Raw genomic sequence first — 16020 nt, 5'->3', positions numbered from 1 at the left:
GTGGTTCTTGCCCTGAGAACTCAGTCGTTGTTGTTGCCCGGCGACGGAGTGGTCTTCTGGATCTGGAGCAGGAACTCGGCGTTCGACTTCGTCTGCTTCATCTTGTCGAGCAGCAGCTCGATCGCCTGCTGCTGGTCGAGCGCGTGGAGCACGCGGCGCAGCTTCCAGGTGATGGCGAGCTCGTCGGCGCCGAGCAGCAGCTCTTCCTTACGGGTACCGGACGCGTCGACGTCCACCGCCGGGAAGACCCGCTTGTCGGCGAGCTTCCGGTCGAGCTTGAGCTCGGCGTTGCCGGTGCCCTTGAACTCCTCGAAGATGACCTCGTCCATGCGCGAGCCGGTGTCGACGAGCGCGGTGGCCAGGATGGTCAGCGAGCCGCCGTCCTCGATGTTGCGCGCGGCACCGAAGAAGCGCTTCGGCGGGTAGAGCGCGGTCGAGTCGACACCACCGGACAGGATGCGGCCGGAGGCCGGGGCGGCGAGGTTGTACGCACGGCCCAGACGCGTGATCGAGTCGAGCAGCACGACGACGTCGTGGCCCAGCTCCACCAGACGCTTGGCGCGCTCGATGGCGAGCTCGGCGACCGTGGTGTGGTCCTCGGCCGGGCGGTCGAAGGTCGAGGAGATGACCTCGCCCTTCACCGACCGCTGCATGTCGGTGACCTCTTCCGGACGCTCGTCGACCAGGACGACCATCAGGTGGCACTCGGGGTTGTTGTGCGTGATCGCGTTGGCGATCGCCTGCATGATCATGGTCTTGCCGGTCTTCGGCGGGGCCACGATCAGACCGCGCTGGCCCTTGCCGATGGGCGCGACGAGGTCGATGATCCGGGTCGTCAGCACACCCGGGTCGGTCTCCAGGCGGAGCCGGTCCTGCGGGTAGAGGGGCGTCAGCTTGTTGAACTCCGGGCGCCCGCGGCCGGATTCGGCCGCCATGCCGTTCGCGGAGTCGAGGCGGACGAGCGCGTTGAACTTCTCGCGACGCTCGCCGTCCTTGGGCTGGCGCACCGCACCGGTGACGTGGTCACCCTTGCGCAGACCGTTCTTACGGACCTGGGCGAGGGAGACGTACACGTCGTTGGGACCCGGGAGGTAGCCCGACGTACGGATGAACGCGTAGTTGTCGAGGATGTCGAGGATGCCCGCGACGGGGATCAGCACGTCGTCGTCGGCGACCTGCGGCTCGGCGATCTCGTCGCGTCCACGACGGCCACGACGGTCCCGGTAGCGGCCACGACGGCCGCGGCGGCCGCCCTCGAAGTCGTCGTCGTCCTGCGGGCCGTTGTCACGGGGGCCGTTGTCACGCGGGCCGCTGTCACGCGGCTGCTGACGGTCCTGACGGTCCTGACGTCCGCCGCCCTGCTGCTGGCGGTCGGAACGCTCCTGGCGCTCCTGGCGGTCGGGGCGCTGCTGGCCGCCACCCTGGCCGGCCTGCTGCTCGTCACCCTTGTTGCCGCGGCGGTCGCGGTCACGGCCGCCCCGGTCGCGGTCACGGCGCTCGCGGCGCTCACGACGGCCGTCGGCGCCCTCGGCGTCGCCCTGCTGCGCATCGGCCTTCGGCTCGGTCTTCGCCTCGGCGGTGACCGTCTCCGGGCTGCCCGCCTCGGCGGTGGCACGACGACGACGGCGGTCGGCGGGGGCGTCCTCGCCCGCGCGCTCGGCCTCACCGGCGCGCGAGGGGCCGCCGGCCGGCTGGCCGGGGATCTCGATCTGCTGCTGGGCCACGGCCTTCTCGGCGGCGACCTTCTCGGCCTTCGTCCCGGCCTCGGCGGACTCGTCGGCCGTACGGGCCTTCGAGGTGGTCCGGCGCTTCGGCTTGGTCTCGGCGGCGTCGTCGGACGCCGACTTGGCCGGAGCACCGCCTCCTGCCTGCGCCTCCTTGATGACCTCGATCAGCTGGCTCTTGCGCATACGCGCGGTGCCCCTGATTCCGAGGCCGGATGCGACCTGCTGCAGCTCGGCCAGCACCATGCCCTCGAGGCCGGTACCGCGGCGTCGCCTGGAGCCGGCACCGGTGGCAGGCGCGGAGGCGTCCGTGGCGGGCGCGGCAGCGGTCTCCTCGACACGTGCGCCCATCAGATCGGTGGTGTCGCTCACGAAGGGTCCTTCCCTGGAGCGGACGTCGGCCTGTCTGGCTCGGCGACCGGTTGTGCTGTCCGGCATTGGTCCTGCTATGTGGACCGTGCCGGGGCGGTGGTCCGCCAAAGCGGCGGAAGAAACATGCTGGTGATGACGATTCCCGGAGCCGTGGCACTGAGGTTCGGTGTCATCGGCTCGGTCACGCCGGTTCCGGAGCGTGCTCAGCACTGCTCAGCGCATAGCACCCAATGCAAGGCACGTAGCAGTTTGGGAGGCTCCCGGAAGAATGGGTGTCCCGGACGGGGACGCGAAGCACCTCGCCATGGTGGGGTCGGGTGCAGACTTGAGGTTAACACTACCGGATCCAACAAACATTCCCCCTCTCCAAATCCGGCGACCGTGCGTCGTCAATTGACCCCGACAGGTGCGAGCGGCAACACGCACGCCCCTTGGGCGTCGAGGTCCAGACGGTTGGCGGCCCAGCCCTGACCTGCGAGATCGGCCACCTTGTCGGCCGACGCACGGTCCGCCAGAGCGAGGACCGTGGGCCCCGCTCCGGAGATCACCGCCGGGATTCCGTCGGCGCGCAGGCGCTCCACGAGAGCCGCGCTCTCCGGCATGGCCGGGGCCCGGTACTCCTGGTGCAGCCGGTCCTCGGTCGCGGGCAGCAACAGCTCGGGGCGCCGGGTCAGGGCCTCGACGAGCAGTGCGGCACGACCCGCGTTGGCGGCGGCGTCGACGTGCGGGACGGTGCGCGGCAGCAGACCGCGCGCGGTCTCGGTGAGCACGGGCTTTCCCGGTACGAAGACCACCGGAACGATGGAATCGGCGGGCTCCATCCTGATCGCCCGCGCGGCGCCGGACTCCATCCAGGAGAGCGTGAAACCGCCGAGCAGACAGGCCGCGACGTTGTCGGGGTGCCCCTCGATCTCGGTCGCAAGCTCCAGGAGCGCGGTGTCGTCGAGCCTGCTCTCGCCGCCTATGGTCACCGCGCGGGCGGCGACGATGCCGGCGCAGATGGCCGCCGAGGAGGAGCCGAGGCCCCGGCCGTGCGGGATGCGGTTGGCGCAGACGATCTCGAGGCCGCGCGGCTGGCCGCCCAGCAGGTCGAAGGCGGTGCGCAGGGAACGTACGAGGAGGTGCTTCTCGTCGCGGGGCAGCGTCTCGCTGCCCTCACCCGCGATGTCGATGTGCAGCCCTGAGTCGGCCACCCGGACGACCACGTCGTCGTAGAGCCCCAGTGACAGGCCGAAGGCGTCGAAGCCCGGGCCGAGGTTGGCACTGGTGGCGGGGACGCGCACCCGGACGGCGGCGGCGCGGAACGCTGGACCGGCCATCGCTCGATGACTCTCCTTGAGCTGCGTGATGTACGAGATTTTCGAAGGACCGCGAAAGGAACGACGAACTACGACGGACGGGTACCAGGACCCGGAGGCCGCAAGGACGGCGCGCACCGCGGCATATGCGGCGGGCGGGTTCGGTACAGCCTATCGAAGGAAGGTTCTGTGGCGACATAGGGCGCACAGGAGGCGCACGATGCGTGTCGTAAGCCCCCCGTGCACCCCCGTCGGGTCGCCGTGGGAGACGGCCCGACGGACCGCGGGCGGTTTCCGTCGACTTTCCGGCGGTTTTCCGCCCGCCTTGGGCGTGTTCCGCCGAACACGGCGGGACCTACCGGGCCGGCCCGAGGGGTTCACCCCGACGGACCGGATCCTGGCGGTCCGCACCTGGCGGGTTCACGCCTGGCGGGTTCACGCCAGACCGAGCCGCTCCGCCGCCGTCGCCGCGTCGACCGGGACGGTGACGGGCTGCGGGGCTCCCGCGACGGCCCAGTCGGGGTCTTTGAGACCGTTTCCGGTCACGGTGCAGACGATGCGCTGGCCCGGGTCGACCTTGCCCTGCTCGGCCGCCTTCAGCAGACCGGCGACGGACGCGGCGGACGCGGGCTCGACGAAGACGCCCTCCTGCGCGGCCAACAGCCGGTAGGCGCGCAGAATCTCACGGTCCGTCACCTCGTCGATGAAGCCGCCGGACTCGTCCCGGGCGGCCAGCGCGAACTTCCACGAGGCCGGGTTGCCGATACGGATCGCGGTGGCGATCGTCGACGGGTCCTTGACGACCTCGCCGCGCACGATCGGCGCGGAACCGGACGCCTGGAACCCCCACATGCGCGGGGTGCGGTGGGCGATGCCGTCGGCGGCGTACTCGGTGTACCCCTTCCAGTACGCGGTGATGTTGCCCGCGTTGCCCACCGGGAGGACGTGGATGTCGGGCGCGTCGCCGAGCATGTCCACGATCTCGAAGGCGGCGGTCTTCTGGCCCTCGATACGCACCGGGTTCACCGAATTGACCAGCGCCACCGGGTAGTTGTCGGACAGCGAGCGCGCCAGCGTCAGACAGTCGTCGAAGTTGCCGTCGACCTGGAGGATCTTGGCGCCGTGGATGAGGGCCTGGCCCATCTTGCCGAGCGCGATCTTGCCCTGCGGCACGAGGACGGCGCAGACCATGCCGGCGCGCACGGCGTACGCCGCCGCGCTCGCCGAGGTGTTGCCGGTGGAGGCGCAGATGACGGCCTTCGCGCCCTCCTCCTTCGCCCGCGTGATGGCCATGGTCATACCGCGGTCCTTGAAGGAACCGGTCGGGTTGGCGCCCTCCACCTTGAGGTGGACCTCGCAGCCCGTGCGCTCGGAGAGCACCTGCGCGGGCACGAGCGGCGTACCGCCCTCGCGGAGCGACACGACCGGCGTGCTGTCGGACACCGGAAGACGGTCCCGGTACTCCTCGATGATTCCGCGCCACTGGTGGGTCATTGCTGGTTACTCTCCTTCAACCCGCATGATGCTGGCGACGCCCCGCACGGTGTCGAGGCTGCGCAGCGCCTGCACGGTCCCGTCGAGGGACGCGTCGGACGCGCGATGGGTGACGACGACGAGAGAGGCCTCGCCGTCTCCGTCCTGTCGGCTCTGCTGGCGCACGGTGTCGATGGACACTCCGTGCTCGGCGAAGACGGTGGCGACCTGGGCGAGGACACCCGGCTTGTCGGCCACGTCGAGGCTGATGTGGTACCGCGTGACGACCTCGCCCATGGGCGAGACGGGCAGCTGGGTGTACGCGGAGTCGCCGGGCCCGGTGGAACCGCCCAGCTTGTTGCGGCAGACGGCCACCAGGTCGCCGAGCACGGCGGAGGCGGTCGGAGGGCCGCCCGCGCCCGGCCCGTAGAACATCAGCTGACCGGCCGCGTCCGACTCGACGAACACGGCGTTGTAGGCGCCGCGCACGGAGGCGAGCGGGTGGGTCAGCGGGATCATCGCGGGATGCACGCGCGCGGTCACCGACCCCCCGTCGGCGGCCCGCTGGCAGATGGCGAGCAGCTTGATGGTGCAGCCCATCGCCTTCGCCGAGGCGAAGTCGGCGGCGGTGACCTCGGCCATGCCCTCGCGGTAGACGTCGTCGAGGCGCACCCGCGTGTGGAAGGCGATCCCGGCGAGGATGGCGGCCTTGGCGGCGGCGTCGAAGCCCTCCACGTCGGCGGTCGGGTCGGCTTCCGCGTACCCGAGGGCGGTGGCCTCGTCCAGGGCCTCCTGGTAGCCCGCCCCCGTGCTGTCCATCTTGTCGAGGATGAAGTTGGTGGTCCCGTTGACGATCCCCATCACCCGGTTGATCTTGTCGCCGGCGAGGGACTCGCGCAGCGGCCGGATCAGCGGGATGGCCCCGGCGACGGCGGCCTCGTAGTAGAGGTCCCTGCCGTGCTCCTCGGCCGCCGCGTGCAGGGCGGCACCGTCCTGGGCGAGCAGCGCCTTGTTCGCGGAGACGACGGAGGCGCCGTGCTCGAACGCGGTGGTGATCAGCGTACGGGCGGGCTCGATGCCGCCGATGACCTCGACGACGACGTCGATGTCCCCGCGTTTGACGAGCGCGGTGGCGTCCGTGGTGACGAGATCGGGGTCGATGCCCTCGCGCACCCGGGACGGCCGGCGGACGGCCACGCCCGCGAGTTCGACCGGGGCGCCGATCCTGGCCGCGAGGTCGTCGGCGTGCGTCGTCATGATGCGCGCCACCTCTGAGCCGACAACCCCGCAGCCCAGCAGCGCCACCTTCAGCGGACGCGTACGCATCATCCGACCTCGTTTCCTCATACCGTCTTCGGTTGGACCAGTCTCACTCACCGGACGGGAGTTTCTACCCTTCGTCCGGATCGTGAGACGTCTATTTCATTTTTCTGCTAGGCCACGACAGGAGATCTTCCACCCGACACCCGGGTGCGTCCCTCTCCGCCTCCGCTCACCCGACGTCGAGACGCAGGAGATCCTCCTCCGTCTCGCGGCGGACGATCACCCGCGCCGCGCCGTCCTTCACGGCGACGACCGGGGGGCGCAGCGCGTGGTTGTAGTTGCTGGCCATGGACCGGCAGTAAGCGCCGGTCGCCGGGACCGCGATGAGGTCGCCGGGGGCCAGGTCGGCGGGCAGGAAGGCGTCCTTCACGACGATGTCACCGCTCTCGCAGTGCTTGCCGACGACACGTACGAGCATCGGCTCGGCGTCGGAGGCGCGCGAGACGAGCGAGACGCTGTACTCGGCGTCGTACAGCGCGGTCCGGATGTTGTCGGACATGCCGCCGTCCACCGAGACGTACGTCCGCAGCCCGTCGAGGGGCTTGATGGTGCCCACCTCGTACAGCGTGAACGCGGTCGGGCCGACGATGGCCCGCCCGGGCTCGACGGAGATGCGCGGCGTGCGCAGCTTCGCCGCCTCGCACTCACGCGTCACGATCTCGGACAGCGCCTTGGCGATCTCGTGCGGCTCGCGGGGGTCGTCGTCACTGGTGTACGCGATACCGAGACCGCCGCCGAGGTCGATCTCGGGCAGCTCGACCCCGTGCTCGTCCCGCACGGCGGCCAGCAGCGCGACGACCCGTCGGGCGGCGACCTCGAACCCGGCCATGTCGAAGATCTGCGACCCGATGTGCGAGTGGATCCCCACGAGCTCGAGCGCGTCGAGCGCCAGTGCCCGGCGTACGGCCTCCGCGGCCTGCCCGTCGGCGAGCGCGATGCCGAACTTCTGGTCCTCGTGCGCCGTGGCGATGAACTCGTGCGTGTGCGCCTCGACACCCACCGTCACCCGGATCTGCACCCGCTGCCGCTTGCCCAGGGACTGCGCGATGTGGGCCACCCGCACGATCTCCTGGAAGGAGTCGAGCACGATCCGCCCGACGCCCTTCTCGATGGCCGTACGGATCTCGTTCTCGGACTTGTTGTTGCCGTGGAAGGCGACGCGGTCCGCGGGCATCCCGGCGGAGAGCGCGGTCGCCAGCTCTCCCCCGGAACACACGTCCAGGTTGAGCCCCTCCTCGTGCAGCCACCGCACCACGGCGCGCGAGAGGAAGGCCTTGCCCGCGTAGAAGACGTCGGCGTCGTGCCCGAACGCGGTGCGCCAGGCACGCGCCCGCTCGCGGAAGTCGGTCTCGTCGACGAAGTACGCCGGCGTACCGAACTCCTCGGCGAGCGCGGTGACTTCGAGCCCTCCGACGGTCACGACCCCGTCGTCCGTACGGCTGACGGTGTGCGCCCACACCTTCGGGTCGAGGGCGTTGAGGTCGGCGGGCGGGGCGCTGTAGTGGCCCTCGGTGAGGACGTCGGCGTGACGGGGCCCGGCGGGGTGTGCGGAACGGCTCATGTCGGTAGGACTTTCTGCTGTGTCAGAGGTATTCGGGTGCGCTGATGCCGAGCAGGGACAGGCCGCCGGCCAGCACCGTCCCGGCGGCTTCGGCGAGCGCGAGCCGGGCACGGTGGGCGGCCGAGGGTTTCTCGTCGCCGAACGGCAGCACCACGTGCTGAAAACCGAGCACCGCGTCGGCGACGACGACCAACTGCCGCGCCAGCCGATCGGGCCCCCGATGCCGCGCGGCCACACGGAGAACATGCGGATACTCGGCCAGGGCGACGAGGAGATCGGCCTGGTGGGGTGTAGGCGGCGCCGGGGAGGTCAGGGGGGCTGGGGCTTGCGTGCCGTGGGGCTCGCGCGTGGCGTGCATGCCCTGTGCGTCGCGTGTGTGGTGCGTGGCGCGTGTGTCGTGGGTGGCGCGGGTACTGCCGTGCGCGCTGCCGCGGGTGTCGCGCGTGCTGCTGTGCGCGCTGCCGTGCGTGTCGGAGGCACCGAGGGTTCCGGTGGACGCGCCCGCGGGACGGGCGTCGAGGAGCGCGCCGCCCTCGCCGACGCCGACGTCGTGGGGGGCTCGGGTGAAGCCGAGCGCGGCGGCGTTGCGACGCAGGGCCCGAGTACGGGCGTGGGCATAGCGGACGCGGAAGAGGGGGTTGCTCTCGCGCTGGAGCAGATGGTCGGCGCTGATCCGGGGCCGGTCGTGGGGCGCCGGATGCAGCAGGGCCCAGCGGGCGGCGTCCGCGCCCAGGGGGGCGGGGTCCTCCGGCGCGGGCACGGGCCGCAGGTTCACGGGCTCGGCGTGCTGGACCTCGGCCCGCCCGCCCTGGGTGGCGACGATCCGTACGAGCGTGTCGGCGACGACCTCGGCCCGGGTGTCGTAGGGCACGCGCAGCTCGACGACCTGCCCCGCGAGGCTGTCGCCGTACCCGTACCGCTCCCCCAGCTCCAGGATCTCCTCCACCAGCCCGGTGGACGCCTCACCCTCGAGGGCGATGTTGAGGAAACCCGGCCCGGTGACCGTCACGCCGGCGACTCCGGGCGCACCCGCGAGGTACGGCAGCAGGATGTCGGCGACCTCCAGGGCGGGCAGTGCGGCGGGACCGGCCAGCCGCAGCGCGACGTTCGTCGCGTAGTCCCCACAGCCACCGGGCCCCGGCGGGGTGACCGCCACGCTCGCGGGCACGGCGACGCTCAGTTCCCCCACGTCGACAGCACGACGCACCGCGCGCAGCACGGTACGAGAGAGCTCGACGGGAGTCACGGCCCAAGCCTAGGGGAGGAGGGGGGTGGGTATGCGAACCGATTTGGGCGATGGTCCGGGATGTGGACGGTGAGGGTGGAGACGGGAGTAGGGAGCGGGCACGCTGGAGGCCGGACTCGAGTGCCCGCGGAAGCGCGGACAGCGGGAGCGGGAGCGGGCTCCGGTGACGCGTAGTCGGGTATCGGGTCGGTATCGGGTATCGGGTATCGGGTATCGGGTATCGGGGTCAGCGTGCGGTACTGCCCTCTGCCCCTGCTCTGCCGCCGCCCTGTCCGTGTGCTGCGCGGTGCGGTGCGGTACGAGCCGGGGCCTGGCTGACTCCTGGCCCGACCTCGGACCACTCCGAGGTCTGCGGCCGGGGCCGGCCTCGAGCATCGGGACTCAGAGTCCCGGCACCTCAGTCCTGAGCACCTGAGCACCTGAGCACCTGAGCACCTGAGCACCTGAGCTGGACACTCCCACGGAACGCGGACCGGGCACGGCGACCCCTGTCACAGACCGACGGACAGACGCAGCTCGGTGTTCGAGGGTGCCGATGCGAAGGAACGCCCGTATTTGCTCCACACGGATCAGCCAGCCCACCGTTCCCGACCCTTACCGGACCACCCGGCTGGGCCGATCCACCGGGTCGACAGGGCGGAACACGTCACCGACCGACACGCCGGACGCGCCTCAATGACCGGAGCGCCCCGCCCGCTCGGCCTCCTCGACACTGCCGCCCACGACACCACCGCCGGATTCACGTCGCCCGATCAACTGCCTTACCAGTCCCACAAGTTCGGAAGGCTCGAAGGGCTTGGCGAGAAAGGCGTCGACACCGACGCCGAGCCCGCTCTCGACCTCGTACTGGGTGCAGGCGCTGACGATGGCGATGGGGAGGGTCCGCGTCCGGGGGTCGGCACGCAGCCGAGCGGCGGTTCGCAGACCGTCGAGCCGAGGCATCACGACATCGAGGGTGACGACATCGGGCCGAACCTGGTGGACGACGTCCAGACACTCGGCACCGTCAGCCGCGGTCACGACCTCGAGACCCTCCAGCTCAAGGTTGACCCTGATCAGCTGCCGGATGACCTTGTTGTCGTCGACAACAAGCACCCGGCCGGACGTGCCTGGCACAACTCGAGAGTAGGTCCGCGCCCACCGCCGCGTCCGCGTTTTCCCCACTTCCACCCCGCCCGAGGCCGCCCCCTCTCCACGGGCGCACGACCGCTCCCCCACTCCCCGCGACACCAGCCGGTCCTGACCAAAACACGTGGCGATCACCCCTGAAAGAGCTGGTAGGGTTCTACCCGTCGCCGCACAAAGCGCCCGACACGCCCCCGTAGCTCAGGGGATAGAGCAACGGCCTCCGGAGCCGTGTGCGCAGGTTCGAATCCTGCCGGGGGCACCCCTTATGAGGTGCCCAAAGACCCCGTCACCAGCGGAAACGCTGAGGCCGGGGTCTTCGCGTATCTACAGCCCTGTGCAGCCGAATGCCGCCCTGAGCGGCCCTATGTCGGCGTCTGTGGACTATTCGTGGACAGGATCTTGGAGCGTTTCCCCTGGTCAGTCCCAGAAAACAGCGAAAGCCCCCGGAACTGTCCAGGGGCCCAGCGTAGGCGCGCGACGCTCGCGCCGGTCAGACGTACTCGTTCAGCAGGTCCTCGATGCGACGGTTGGCCACCTCCTGGCGCCCGTCGAGGCACTTCGCGTACCGGCCGAGGAGGACCTCAACGCTGTTGCCCGCCCGCTCGGCTACCTCGGTCGGGTCGACCCCAGCGTTGAGCCACGTGGACAGGGCGGAGTGGCGAAGGTCGTAGGGGCGACGGGCGAGCGGCGAAGCCACCGCGGCTGGCGGGAGCGCCAGCGTGCGGGCTTCCTGCCAGGCCCGAGAGTACGTCGAGGAGGCCACCACTCCCCCGCCCTCGCTGAAGAACAGGCGCCCGTCGGAAGCCGCCCCGAAGGTGTCAACGTGCTCACGGAGCATCGCCACGAGTTGGGGTGGGATCGGCACGGGCCGCACATCCTCGGCCGGTCGGTTCTTCAGCCCGCGGTCGTCGTGGCTCTCCCCTGAATCCGTCCACTGCTTGCCGACGCTCGGACGCGTGCGATGCAGGAGCACGGCTCCCCAGCCCTGTTCAGGCAGCGTCAGGTCAGCCAGAGCGAGACCGACAGCCTCAGCAGGCCGCAGGCCGGCGAAGTACATACAGGCGAAGAGCCCGACGAGTCGACGGCCGCGGGCCCTGCGGTAGCCACCCACGTAAGACACGGCGTGGAGCAGTGAGAGCGCCTGTTGCGGATTCACCACAACGCGCGGGTCTACCTCGCTGGACACCTTGGGCTTCTGCCAGCGCACGGCGGTCAGCGGATTCTCCTTGAATTCGCCGAGGTCAACGGCGTAGTGCAGGGCGTTGACGAAGGTGTAGCGCTTGCGACGTACGGTCTCGGCCGCAGCGGCCTTCCCGTCAATGCGAATCTTGAACGAGTCGAGCACCTCGCGGGCAGTCACAGGATCGGCTAGATCATTCAATGGTCGCGACGCCCTGGCGATCCAGTGCAGGGTGTTCCCAAACTCTGTGGGCGGCTCCCGCTCAGCTGGCCCAGGCAGCACGAACGCCCAGTTCCGTAGAGCCCGCCGGAGCAACGGAACACTCGGCCGCCCGGGACGGTCATCGAGCAGGGCGATCGTCACAGAGGTCAGAGATTCATTCATCCCGTCACGCGTATTGGGTGCGGCGTGAGGCCACTTCATGGCCAGGTACTTCAGCGCGAAGGCGTACCAGGTCAGTTCGGCCTGTTTCTCGGTCATCGATTCCGGAAGGCCGGCGACATCATCGAATTCCTCTCCGTCCCGTGCGGCGCGCATGAGCTTGGTTCGGTAGTGATCCGCCAAAGCCTTGGTCCGGAACGTCTCGGAGAAGACCTTGTCGGCAACCGACCAGCGCACGTCGTAGGAGGGCCGCTTTGAAGCGCGCTTGCGGACCCCCCAGATCTTCACGTTCAGGGATTTCACGCGGCTTCCTCCCGCTCGTGCAGCCACGCAGTGAAGTCGCTTCGCCACACCCGGAGCTCACCATTCGGCAGCTTGAGGGCTTTCGGCGCCTGGCCCAGCTCCCGCCAGCGGTAGAAGGTTCGCCGGGAGACCTTCCCCAGCTCGTCGAGGATCTCCGGAACGGTCATCAGTTCATCCCTCACAGGTGCGCTCCTTCCAGGGCGAGTTGGTCGGACAGGGCTTCGCGTGCGGTTTCGCGGTTGATCTGGAGGTCCCGGGCGATGCCTGCGGCGAGGACGGATTCCCCGGGCGTGTGGCCGTGGCCGGCGTACTGCCAGCTCGCCAGCACGAGGACGGTGTCCGGCTCCGCTTCGTCGAAGCCTCGGTCTTGGCGCTCCTGGGCAGCGCGGTAGTCGGCGCGGATCTGGCGCAGGGCGCCGAGCGTGGTCGAGTAGCGGCGGGACTTGGTGGAGAAGTGACCGCGGAAGCCGAGCATGTGCGCCCACGCTCGCAACCGTCGGCCCGGGTAGAAGGGATCCAGGTCGAAGCAGGCCTCGATGAGCCGGCGGGCGTGGTCAGGAACGCCGAGGATCACTGCGGCTTCGCGGTTGCCGATGGGCCGGTCCAGGGTGCCGGTGTTCTCGGCTGCCTTGGTGGCGTACTTGGCGACGTAGGAGGCCACCGCCTGCTCGGTGATGTCGGAGCCGTCGCCGAACGCCCTGACGGGTCGGATGTCGAGTTGAGTGCCCCACTGGAACGAGCGGGCCAGCTGCTGCCCCGCGGCGGCCACGCGGGCGGTCGAGTAGCGGTGAACAGAGGCAGCCCGAATGGACTCCGTGAGAAGCGCAGTCGTGGCCCAGGACGGCGGCGGATCGTCCGGCCCATCGGCTCCGTCGAGGCGGATCACGGCGTGGAAGTGAACAGCGCCACGCTTCTGGAACTCAGCAACCTTGCCGTAGGAAAGGCGGCAAGTATCGGCCAGTTCGCGTTGAGTCAGGCCCGCGCGGGCGGCGATCTCACGGCGCAGCCGCTTGACGAAGCGGTGCCACAGGTCGCCAGCGTGGTTGTTGAAGAGCACAGCGCCCGCGTAGTCGTACGTTGCCGGGTCTAGCGCCGTGCCGAGCGCGGGATCGTCCTCGGCGTGTCGACTACCGCAGCGGCAGCACCCGCGGGTGGGCCGGTTGTGGACGGGCCCAAAGGACGGTGCGGTGAAGGTAGCGAAGACGCGGGGACGTTCGCGGACGGCGCTTGGGATGCCGTGGCGGTCGTCTCCGGCGAGGCCCGCGCGGATCAGGTGGTACGTGTCGCCCGCGTACGTCCAGGCGCAGGCCGGGCAGCGGGAGGCGCGGCGGTTTCCGCAGGCGATCCGTAACCGTGCGCCCGGCTCGTGCTCGGTGCTGTAGTGGTGCAGCGTCTCACCAGTCGTTCTGTCCTTGGTGAGGGTCCATCCCGTGAGGTGAATGGGATTGGCGCAGCCGCCGGTGCGGCGGATCTGGTCCTGCCAGCGGTCGAAGCCGGGGGAGCCGGCCACCCGGAGTATGTCGGTGAGGGTGGCCGGGTCCTCTGTGAAGGACAAGGGGTTGGTCATATGGCACCCTTCAGTGCCCGCCTGGCCAGCTCATCGAGCACAGAGGCGGCCGACTCAGCGGCCTGCGCCAGGGTGCGCAGAACCGGTGCGGCGGCAAGGTCGGCAATGAGGACCACGTCCACATCGCCGTTGCCGATGCGGAGGCTGATGAAGGGATCCGGGCAGGCATGGTCAGCGCCGTCGAAGACGCGGATCACGGACTGGGTATCAGGCTCGAGATGGGCTGTGGTGGTGAGTGTCTTCACGCGGCCACCCCCCGACGGGCGATCGCCGCGTTGCAGGCGTCGGCGATGAGCTGGAGCGGCAGCCAGCCGAGGCCGTTGCAGCCGATGCAGTTGGCGAAGACGATCGTGTGGGAACCGTCGTCGTGTCGGGTGCCGACGGTGACGGCGGCACGGCCGAAGCCCCAGCAGTTGGGGCACATGCGGCCGTCGTCGGGGAAGAGCTCGGTGTAGTGCGCCATGATGGGCGTTCCTTCCGGTTGAGAGATCGGACGGGGGCACGGCTCCCGGAGCGGACGAAACTTGGCGGTAGAGGCCGCTCCGGGGGCCGGTCAGCGTCGAGTGTCGCTGGCGAGGATCGAGCGGACGACGAGCGCGCACACGGCCAAGGAAGCGGCGGTGATGGCGACCGCGAGCAGCATGGAGACCAGGACCACGCCCACGACGACGACCACGGCGACGCCCGCGCCGGCGACGGCCACGACGGCGCCCGGGGTGAGCTGAACGGCGGGCCGGGACGGTGCGGAAGCCATGGCGGCCGGCGCGTGGTGTTGGCAGCCGCAGGCGGCGGCCGTGGCGTGGTGGGACTGGTCGACGGCGGTCGGAGTGACCACGGGGACGACCTGCTGGCCAGGGGTCGGATTGACCGGGATGCGGGGCTGGAACACGGTGGAACTCCCTTCTGGATCAGCTCATTTGGTGGTGGCGTCGATGGCGGGGGCGAGGAAGCTGTCGGCGAGGAGGTAGCCGCCGATCAGCAGGACGATCACGAGCCAGAGCGGTGGGCGGACGAGCTTGATGCCGACCAGGCCGACGCAGGCGATGAAGAACCACAGCGGCACGGACATGGCGCCGATCCCCTTTCAGCGGACGGGGCAGCGGTGGCCCTGGGCGGCGATCATGGCGGGGCTGATGTCGTCGTATTCGACGGCCCAGCCGCAGTCGTCGGCGGCGCAGGCGGCGACGTATTTGATCTGGCCGCGTCGTCCGTGGGCGGTGCCGACGGTGACCTTTCCGACGCGGTGCAGTTCGCGCCAGATCTGGTAGATGCCCATGGGTGGTGCTCCTTTCGGGTCAGGTGAGGTGAGCTGCGATCGCGTTGGCGAGATGGAGCGGGACGCCGAGGCGGGCGCGCAGGGTGTCGGTGTCGATCGGGGTGCCGGTGCGGGAGCGGTGGTCTTCGGCGACCTTGCGGGCGTGGTCGACCAGTGCGGCCGGGACGGGCGGAAGAGGATCAGCGGCGGGCAGGGCGGGCGGGTCCTCGACAGCGGGCAGCGAGGCGGGCTCTGCCTCGAGGACCGGCCCTCGCTCGATGTCCAAGTCCGTGTTCGGTGCGGTCGGCGGGACTTCGGTTGCCGGGCCTGTGGGCGCCGGGTCAGGGGGCGCGTAGGAGTGGGCGAGGAGCGTCCCGCCGAGGAAGGCGAGCGCGGGCCATCCGGCGATGCCGAACCGCAGCCAGGCCGGCGGGTGCGCAAGGTCGAGGAATCCGGCCGTGGCCACGTTGGCGCCGAGCGAGGCGACCAGGGCGATCAGGAACCAGCACCAGGCCAGTCGGGACGGTCCGTCGGAGCGGAGGCGTCGCCAGGCAGCGACCAGGAGCAGGTCGACCGAGACCGGATAGGCCCAGGCTTTCCAGCCGTCCTGACCAGCAGCGTCGGCCAGGTCGTGCAGGTGGGCGAAGGACAGCGCACCAGCGATCACGGCTTGAACGAGGACGGCGTCCGGGCGGATCGAGCGGGACATGTCTTCACCTCCTTCTGTGGTGCGGAGCCGGGACCGGGCGGGGATCGTGTCCGGCCGCCCGGGCCCCGGCGCGGTTCAGTCGGTGGAGGCTTCGCCGCTGCCCCAGCAGGTGAGGCAGAGTCCGGCCTGCTGATCAGCGGTGGCGCGGCCTTTGCGGTTGCCGACCCGGACGGCTTCGGCGCTCTCGCCTGTGCCGTCGCAGTCCGGGCACTTCGCGGGCTTGGGTGCGGCGGTCCTGCGGCGGCCGGCGGGCTTCTTGGCGGTGGCCATGGTCACCGGCCCTGGTCGGGGTACTCAGGGCCCTCGTTGGGGTCGTAGCCGGGCGGGAACATCCCCGGCGGCGGCTCCGGCAGGGACGCGGCCAGGCACGGACCGACGGTGTCGACGAACGTCTGGTCGGCGTCGTGGAGTTCGGCGTAGACGGCCAGGGAGCCGAGCATCAGCACCGTGCGGTGGAAGTCCTCGCAGTGCTCACACATCGAGTGGTCCTCCTGTTTCAG

General features: G+C 70.3%; 18 protein-coding genes and 1 tRNA gene. 1 reads left to right on the top strand and 18 read right to left on the bottom strand.

Features of this window, described 5'->3' with window-relative positions:
• Positions 1–20 precede the first annotated feature (20 nt).
• From rho to ACFYW7_RS23495, 7 genes are all read right to left on the bottom strand, one after another.
• Positions 21–2096 (bottom strand): transcription termination factor Rho, encoded by a 2076-nt coding sequence (gene rho, locus ACFYW7_RS23525; protein WP_389505398.1) that lies wholly within the window; start codon positions 2094–2096, stop codon positions 21–23.
• 389 nt (positions 2097–2485) lie between these two features.
• Positions 2486–3415, bottom strand: a complete 930-nt coding sequence (gene thrB, locus ACFYW7_RS23520; protein WP_389505396.1) for a homoserine kinase — start codon at positions 3413–3415, stop codon at positions 2486–2488.
• A 414-nt stretch (positions 3416–3829) separates the two neighbouring features.
• The gene (thrC, locus tag ACFYW7_RS23515; protein ID WP_389505394.1) at positions 3830–4888 is read right to left on the bottom strand and encodes a threonine synthase; all 1059 of its coding nucleotides are present in this window, start codon (positions 4886–4888) and stop codon (positions 3830–3832) included.
• Positions 4889–4894: 6 nt separating this feature from the next.
• The gene (locus ACFYW7_RS23510; protein ID WP_389505590.1) at positions 4895–6193 is read right to left on the bottom strand and encodes a homoserine dehydrogenase; all 1299 of its coding nucleotides are present in this window, start codon (positions 6191–6193) and stop codon (positions 4895–4897) included.
• Positions 6194–6359: 166 nt separating this feature from the next.
• Complete coding sequence (lysA, locus tag ACFYW7_RS23505) at positions 6360–7751, bottom strand: diaminopimelate decarboxylase (RefSeq protein ID WP_389505392.1); 1392 nt, start codon at positions 7749–7751, stop codon at positions 6360–6362.
• 22 nt (positions 7752–7773) lie between these two features.
• A complete protein-coding gene (nrtL, locus tag ACFYW7_RS23500; RefSeq protein ID WP_389505390.1) occupies positions 7774–8997 on the bottom strand; it encodes an ArgS-related anticodon-binding protein NrtL in 1224 nt (407 codons plus the stop codon).
• Between the two features lie 672 nt (positions 8998–9669).
• Positions 9670–10113, bottom strand: coding sequence for a response regulator (locus tag ACFYW7_RS23495; RefSeq protein WP_389505388.1), 444 nt, complete (start codon positions 10111–10113; stop codon positions 9670–9672).
• Between the two features lie 199 nt (positions 10114–10312).
• On the opposite strand from ACFYW7_RS23495, the gene ACFYW7_RS23490 reads away from it, so the two are divergent.
• Positions 10313–10384 (top strand) — tRNA-Arg (locus ACFYW7_RS23490).
• Between the two features lie 231 nt (positions 10385–10615).
• On the opposite strand, the gene ACFYW7_RS23485 is transcribed toward ACFYW7_RS23490, so the two are convergent.
• The 11 genes from ACFYW7_RS23485 to ACFYW7_RS23435 all read right to left on the bottom strand — a co-directional run bounded on the left by ACFYW7_RS23485 (position 10616) and on the right by ACFYW7_RS23435 (position 15999).
• Complete coding sequence (locus ACFYW7_RS23485; protein WP_389505386.1) at positions 10616–11989, bottom strand: tyrosine-type recombinase/integrase; 1374 nt, start codon at positions 11987–11989, stop codon at positions 10616–10618.
• Positions 11986–12156 carry an AlpA family transcriptional regulator gene (locus ACFYW7_RS23480; RefSeq protein ID WP_179857265.1) on the bottom strand — a complete coding sequence of 57 codons (171 nt, stop codon included), beginning with the start codon at positions 12154–12156 and terminating at the stop codon, positions 11986–11988. The genes ACFYW7_RS23485 and ACFYW7_RS23480 overlap by 4 nt, the downstream gene beginning before the upstream one ends.
• 11 nt (positions 12157–12167) lie before the next feature.
• A complete protein-coding gene (gene repSA, locus ACFYW7_RS23475; protein ID WP_389505384.1) occupies positions 12168–13556 on the bottom strand; it encodes a replication initiator protein RepSA in 1389 nt (462 codons plus the stop codon).
• Entirely contained in the window at positions 13553–13801 is a 249-nt protein-coding gene (locus ACFYW7_RS23470) for a hypothetical protein (RefSeq protein WP_389505382.1), read from the bottom strand. The genes repSA and ACFYW7_RS23470 overlap by 4 nt, the downstream gene beginning before the upstream one ends.
• Entirely contained in the window at positions 13798–14019 is a 222-nt protein-coding gene (locus tag ACFYW7_RS23465) for a hypothetical protein (RefSeq protein WP_389505381.1), read from the bottom strand. The genes ACFYW7_RS23470 and ACFYW7_RS23465 overlap by 4 nt, the downstream gene beginning before the upstream one ends.
• 90 nt (positions 14020–14109) lie before the next feature.
• A complete protein-coding gene (locus ACFYW7_RS23460; protein WP_389505379.1) occupies positions 14110–14445 on the bottom strand; it encodes a SpdD-like protein in 336 nt (111 codons plus the stop codon).
• 24 nt (positions 14446–14469) lie between these two features.
• Complete coding sequence (locus tag ACFYW7_RS23455; RefSeq protein ID WP_183127172.1) at positions 14470–14625, bottom strand: hypothetical protein; 156 nt, start codon at positions 14623–14625, stop codon at positions 14470–14472.
• A 15-nt stretch (positions 14626–14640) separates the two neighbouring features.
• A complete protein-coding gene (locus ACFYW7_RS23450) occupies positions 14641–14832 on the bottom strand; it encodes a mobile element transfer protein (RefSeq protein WP_326842333.1) in 192 nt (63 codons plus the stop codon).
• Between the two features lie 19 nt (positions 14833–14851).
• Positions 14852–15520: a DUF2637 domain-containing protein gene (locus ACFYW7_RS23445; protein ID WP_389505377.1), complete on the bottom strand. Its 669-nt coding sequence runs from the start codon at positions 15518–15520 to the stop codon at positions 14852–14854.
• Positions 15521–15595: 75 nt separating this feature from the next.
• Complete coding sequence (locus ACFYW7_RS23440) at positions 15596–15790, bottom strand: hypothetical protein (protein WP_389505375.1); 195 nt, start codon at positions 15788–15790, stop codon at positions 15596–15598.
• Positions 15791–15792: 2 nt separating this feature from the next.
• Complete coding sequence (locus ACFYW7_RS23435; RefSeq protein WP_389505373.1) at positions 15793–15999, bottom strand: hypothetical protein; 207 nt, start codon at positions 15997–15999, stop codon at positions 15793–15795.
• Positions 16000–16020 lie beyond the last annotated feature (21 nt).

The sequence above is a fragment of the Streptomyces sp. NPDC002580 genome, from assembly GCF_042889485.1.
Lineage (GTDB): Bacteria > Actinomycetota > Actinomycetes > Streptomycetales > Streptomycetaceae > Streptomyces.
Note: the sequence above shows the minus strand (reverse complement) of the source record. Positions and strands in the feature narration are given on the sequence as shown.

Excerpts from the sequence above, each read along its gene's own strand:
- thrB (WP_389505396.1), bottom strand. The coding sequence starts at position 3,415 with ATGGCCGGTCCAGCGTTCCGCGCCGCCGCCGTCCGGGTGCGCGTCCCC.
- thrC (WP_389505394.1), bottom strand. The coding sequence starts at position 4,888 with ATGACCCACCAGTGGCGCGGAATCATCGAGGAGTACCGGGACCGTCTT.
- ACFYW7_RS23510 (WP_389505590.1), bottom strand. The coding sequence starts at position 6,193 with ATGCGTACGCGTCCGCTGAAGGTGGCGCTGCTGGGCTGCGGGGTTGTC.
- lysA (WP_389505392.1), bottom strand. The coding sequence starts at position 7,751 with ATGAGCCGTTCCGCACACCCCGCCGGGCCCCGTCACGCCGACGTCCTC.
- ACFYW7_RS23480 (WP_179857265.1), bottom strand. The coding sequence starts at position 12,156 with ATGACCGTTCCGGAGATCCTCGACGAGCTGGGGAAGGTCTCCCGGCGA.
- repSA (WP_389505384.1), bottom strand. The coding sequence starts at position 13,556 with ATGACCAACCCCTTGTCCTTCACAGAGGACCCGGCCACCCTCACCGAC.
- ACFYW7_RS23465 (WP_389505381.1), bottom strand. The coding sequence starts at position 14,019 with ATGGCGCACTACACCGAGCTCTTCCCCGACGACGGCCGCATGTGCCCC.
- ACFYW7_RS23455 (WP_183127172.1), bottom strand. The coding sequence starts at position 14,625 with ATGTCCGTGCCGCTGTGGTTCTTCATCGCCTGCGTCGGCCTGGTCGGC.
- ACFYW7_RS23450 (WP_326842333.1), bottom strand. The coding sequence starts at position 14,832 with ATGGGCATCTACCAGATCTGGCGCGAACTGCACCGCGTCGGAAAGGTC.
- ACFYW7_RS23445 (WP_389505377.1), bottom strand. The coding sequence starts at position 15,520 with ATGTCCCGCTCGATCCGCCCGGACGCCGTCCTCGTTCAAGCCGTGATC.
- ACFYW7_RS23440 (WP_389505375.1), bottom strand. The coding sequence starts at position 15,790 with ATGGCCACCGCCAAGAAGCCCGCCGGCCGCCGCAGGACCGCCGCACCC.
- ACFYW7_RS23435 (WP_389505373.1), bottom strand. The coding sequence starts at position 15,999 with ATGTGTGAGCACTGCGAGGACTTCCACCGCACGGTGCTGATGCTCGGC.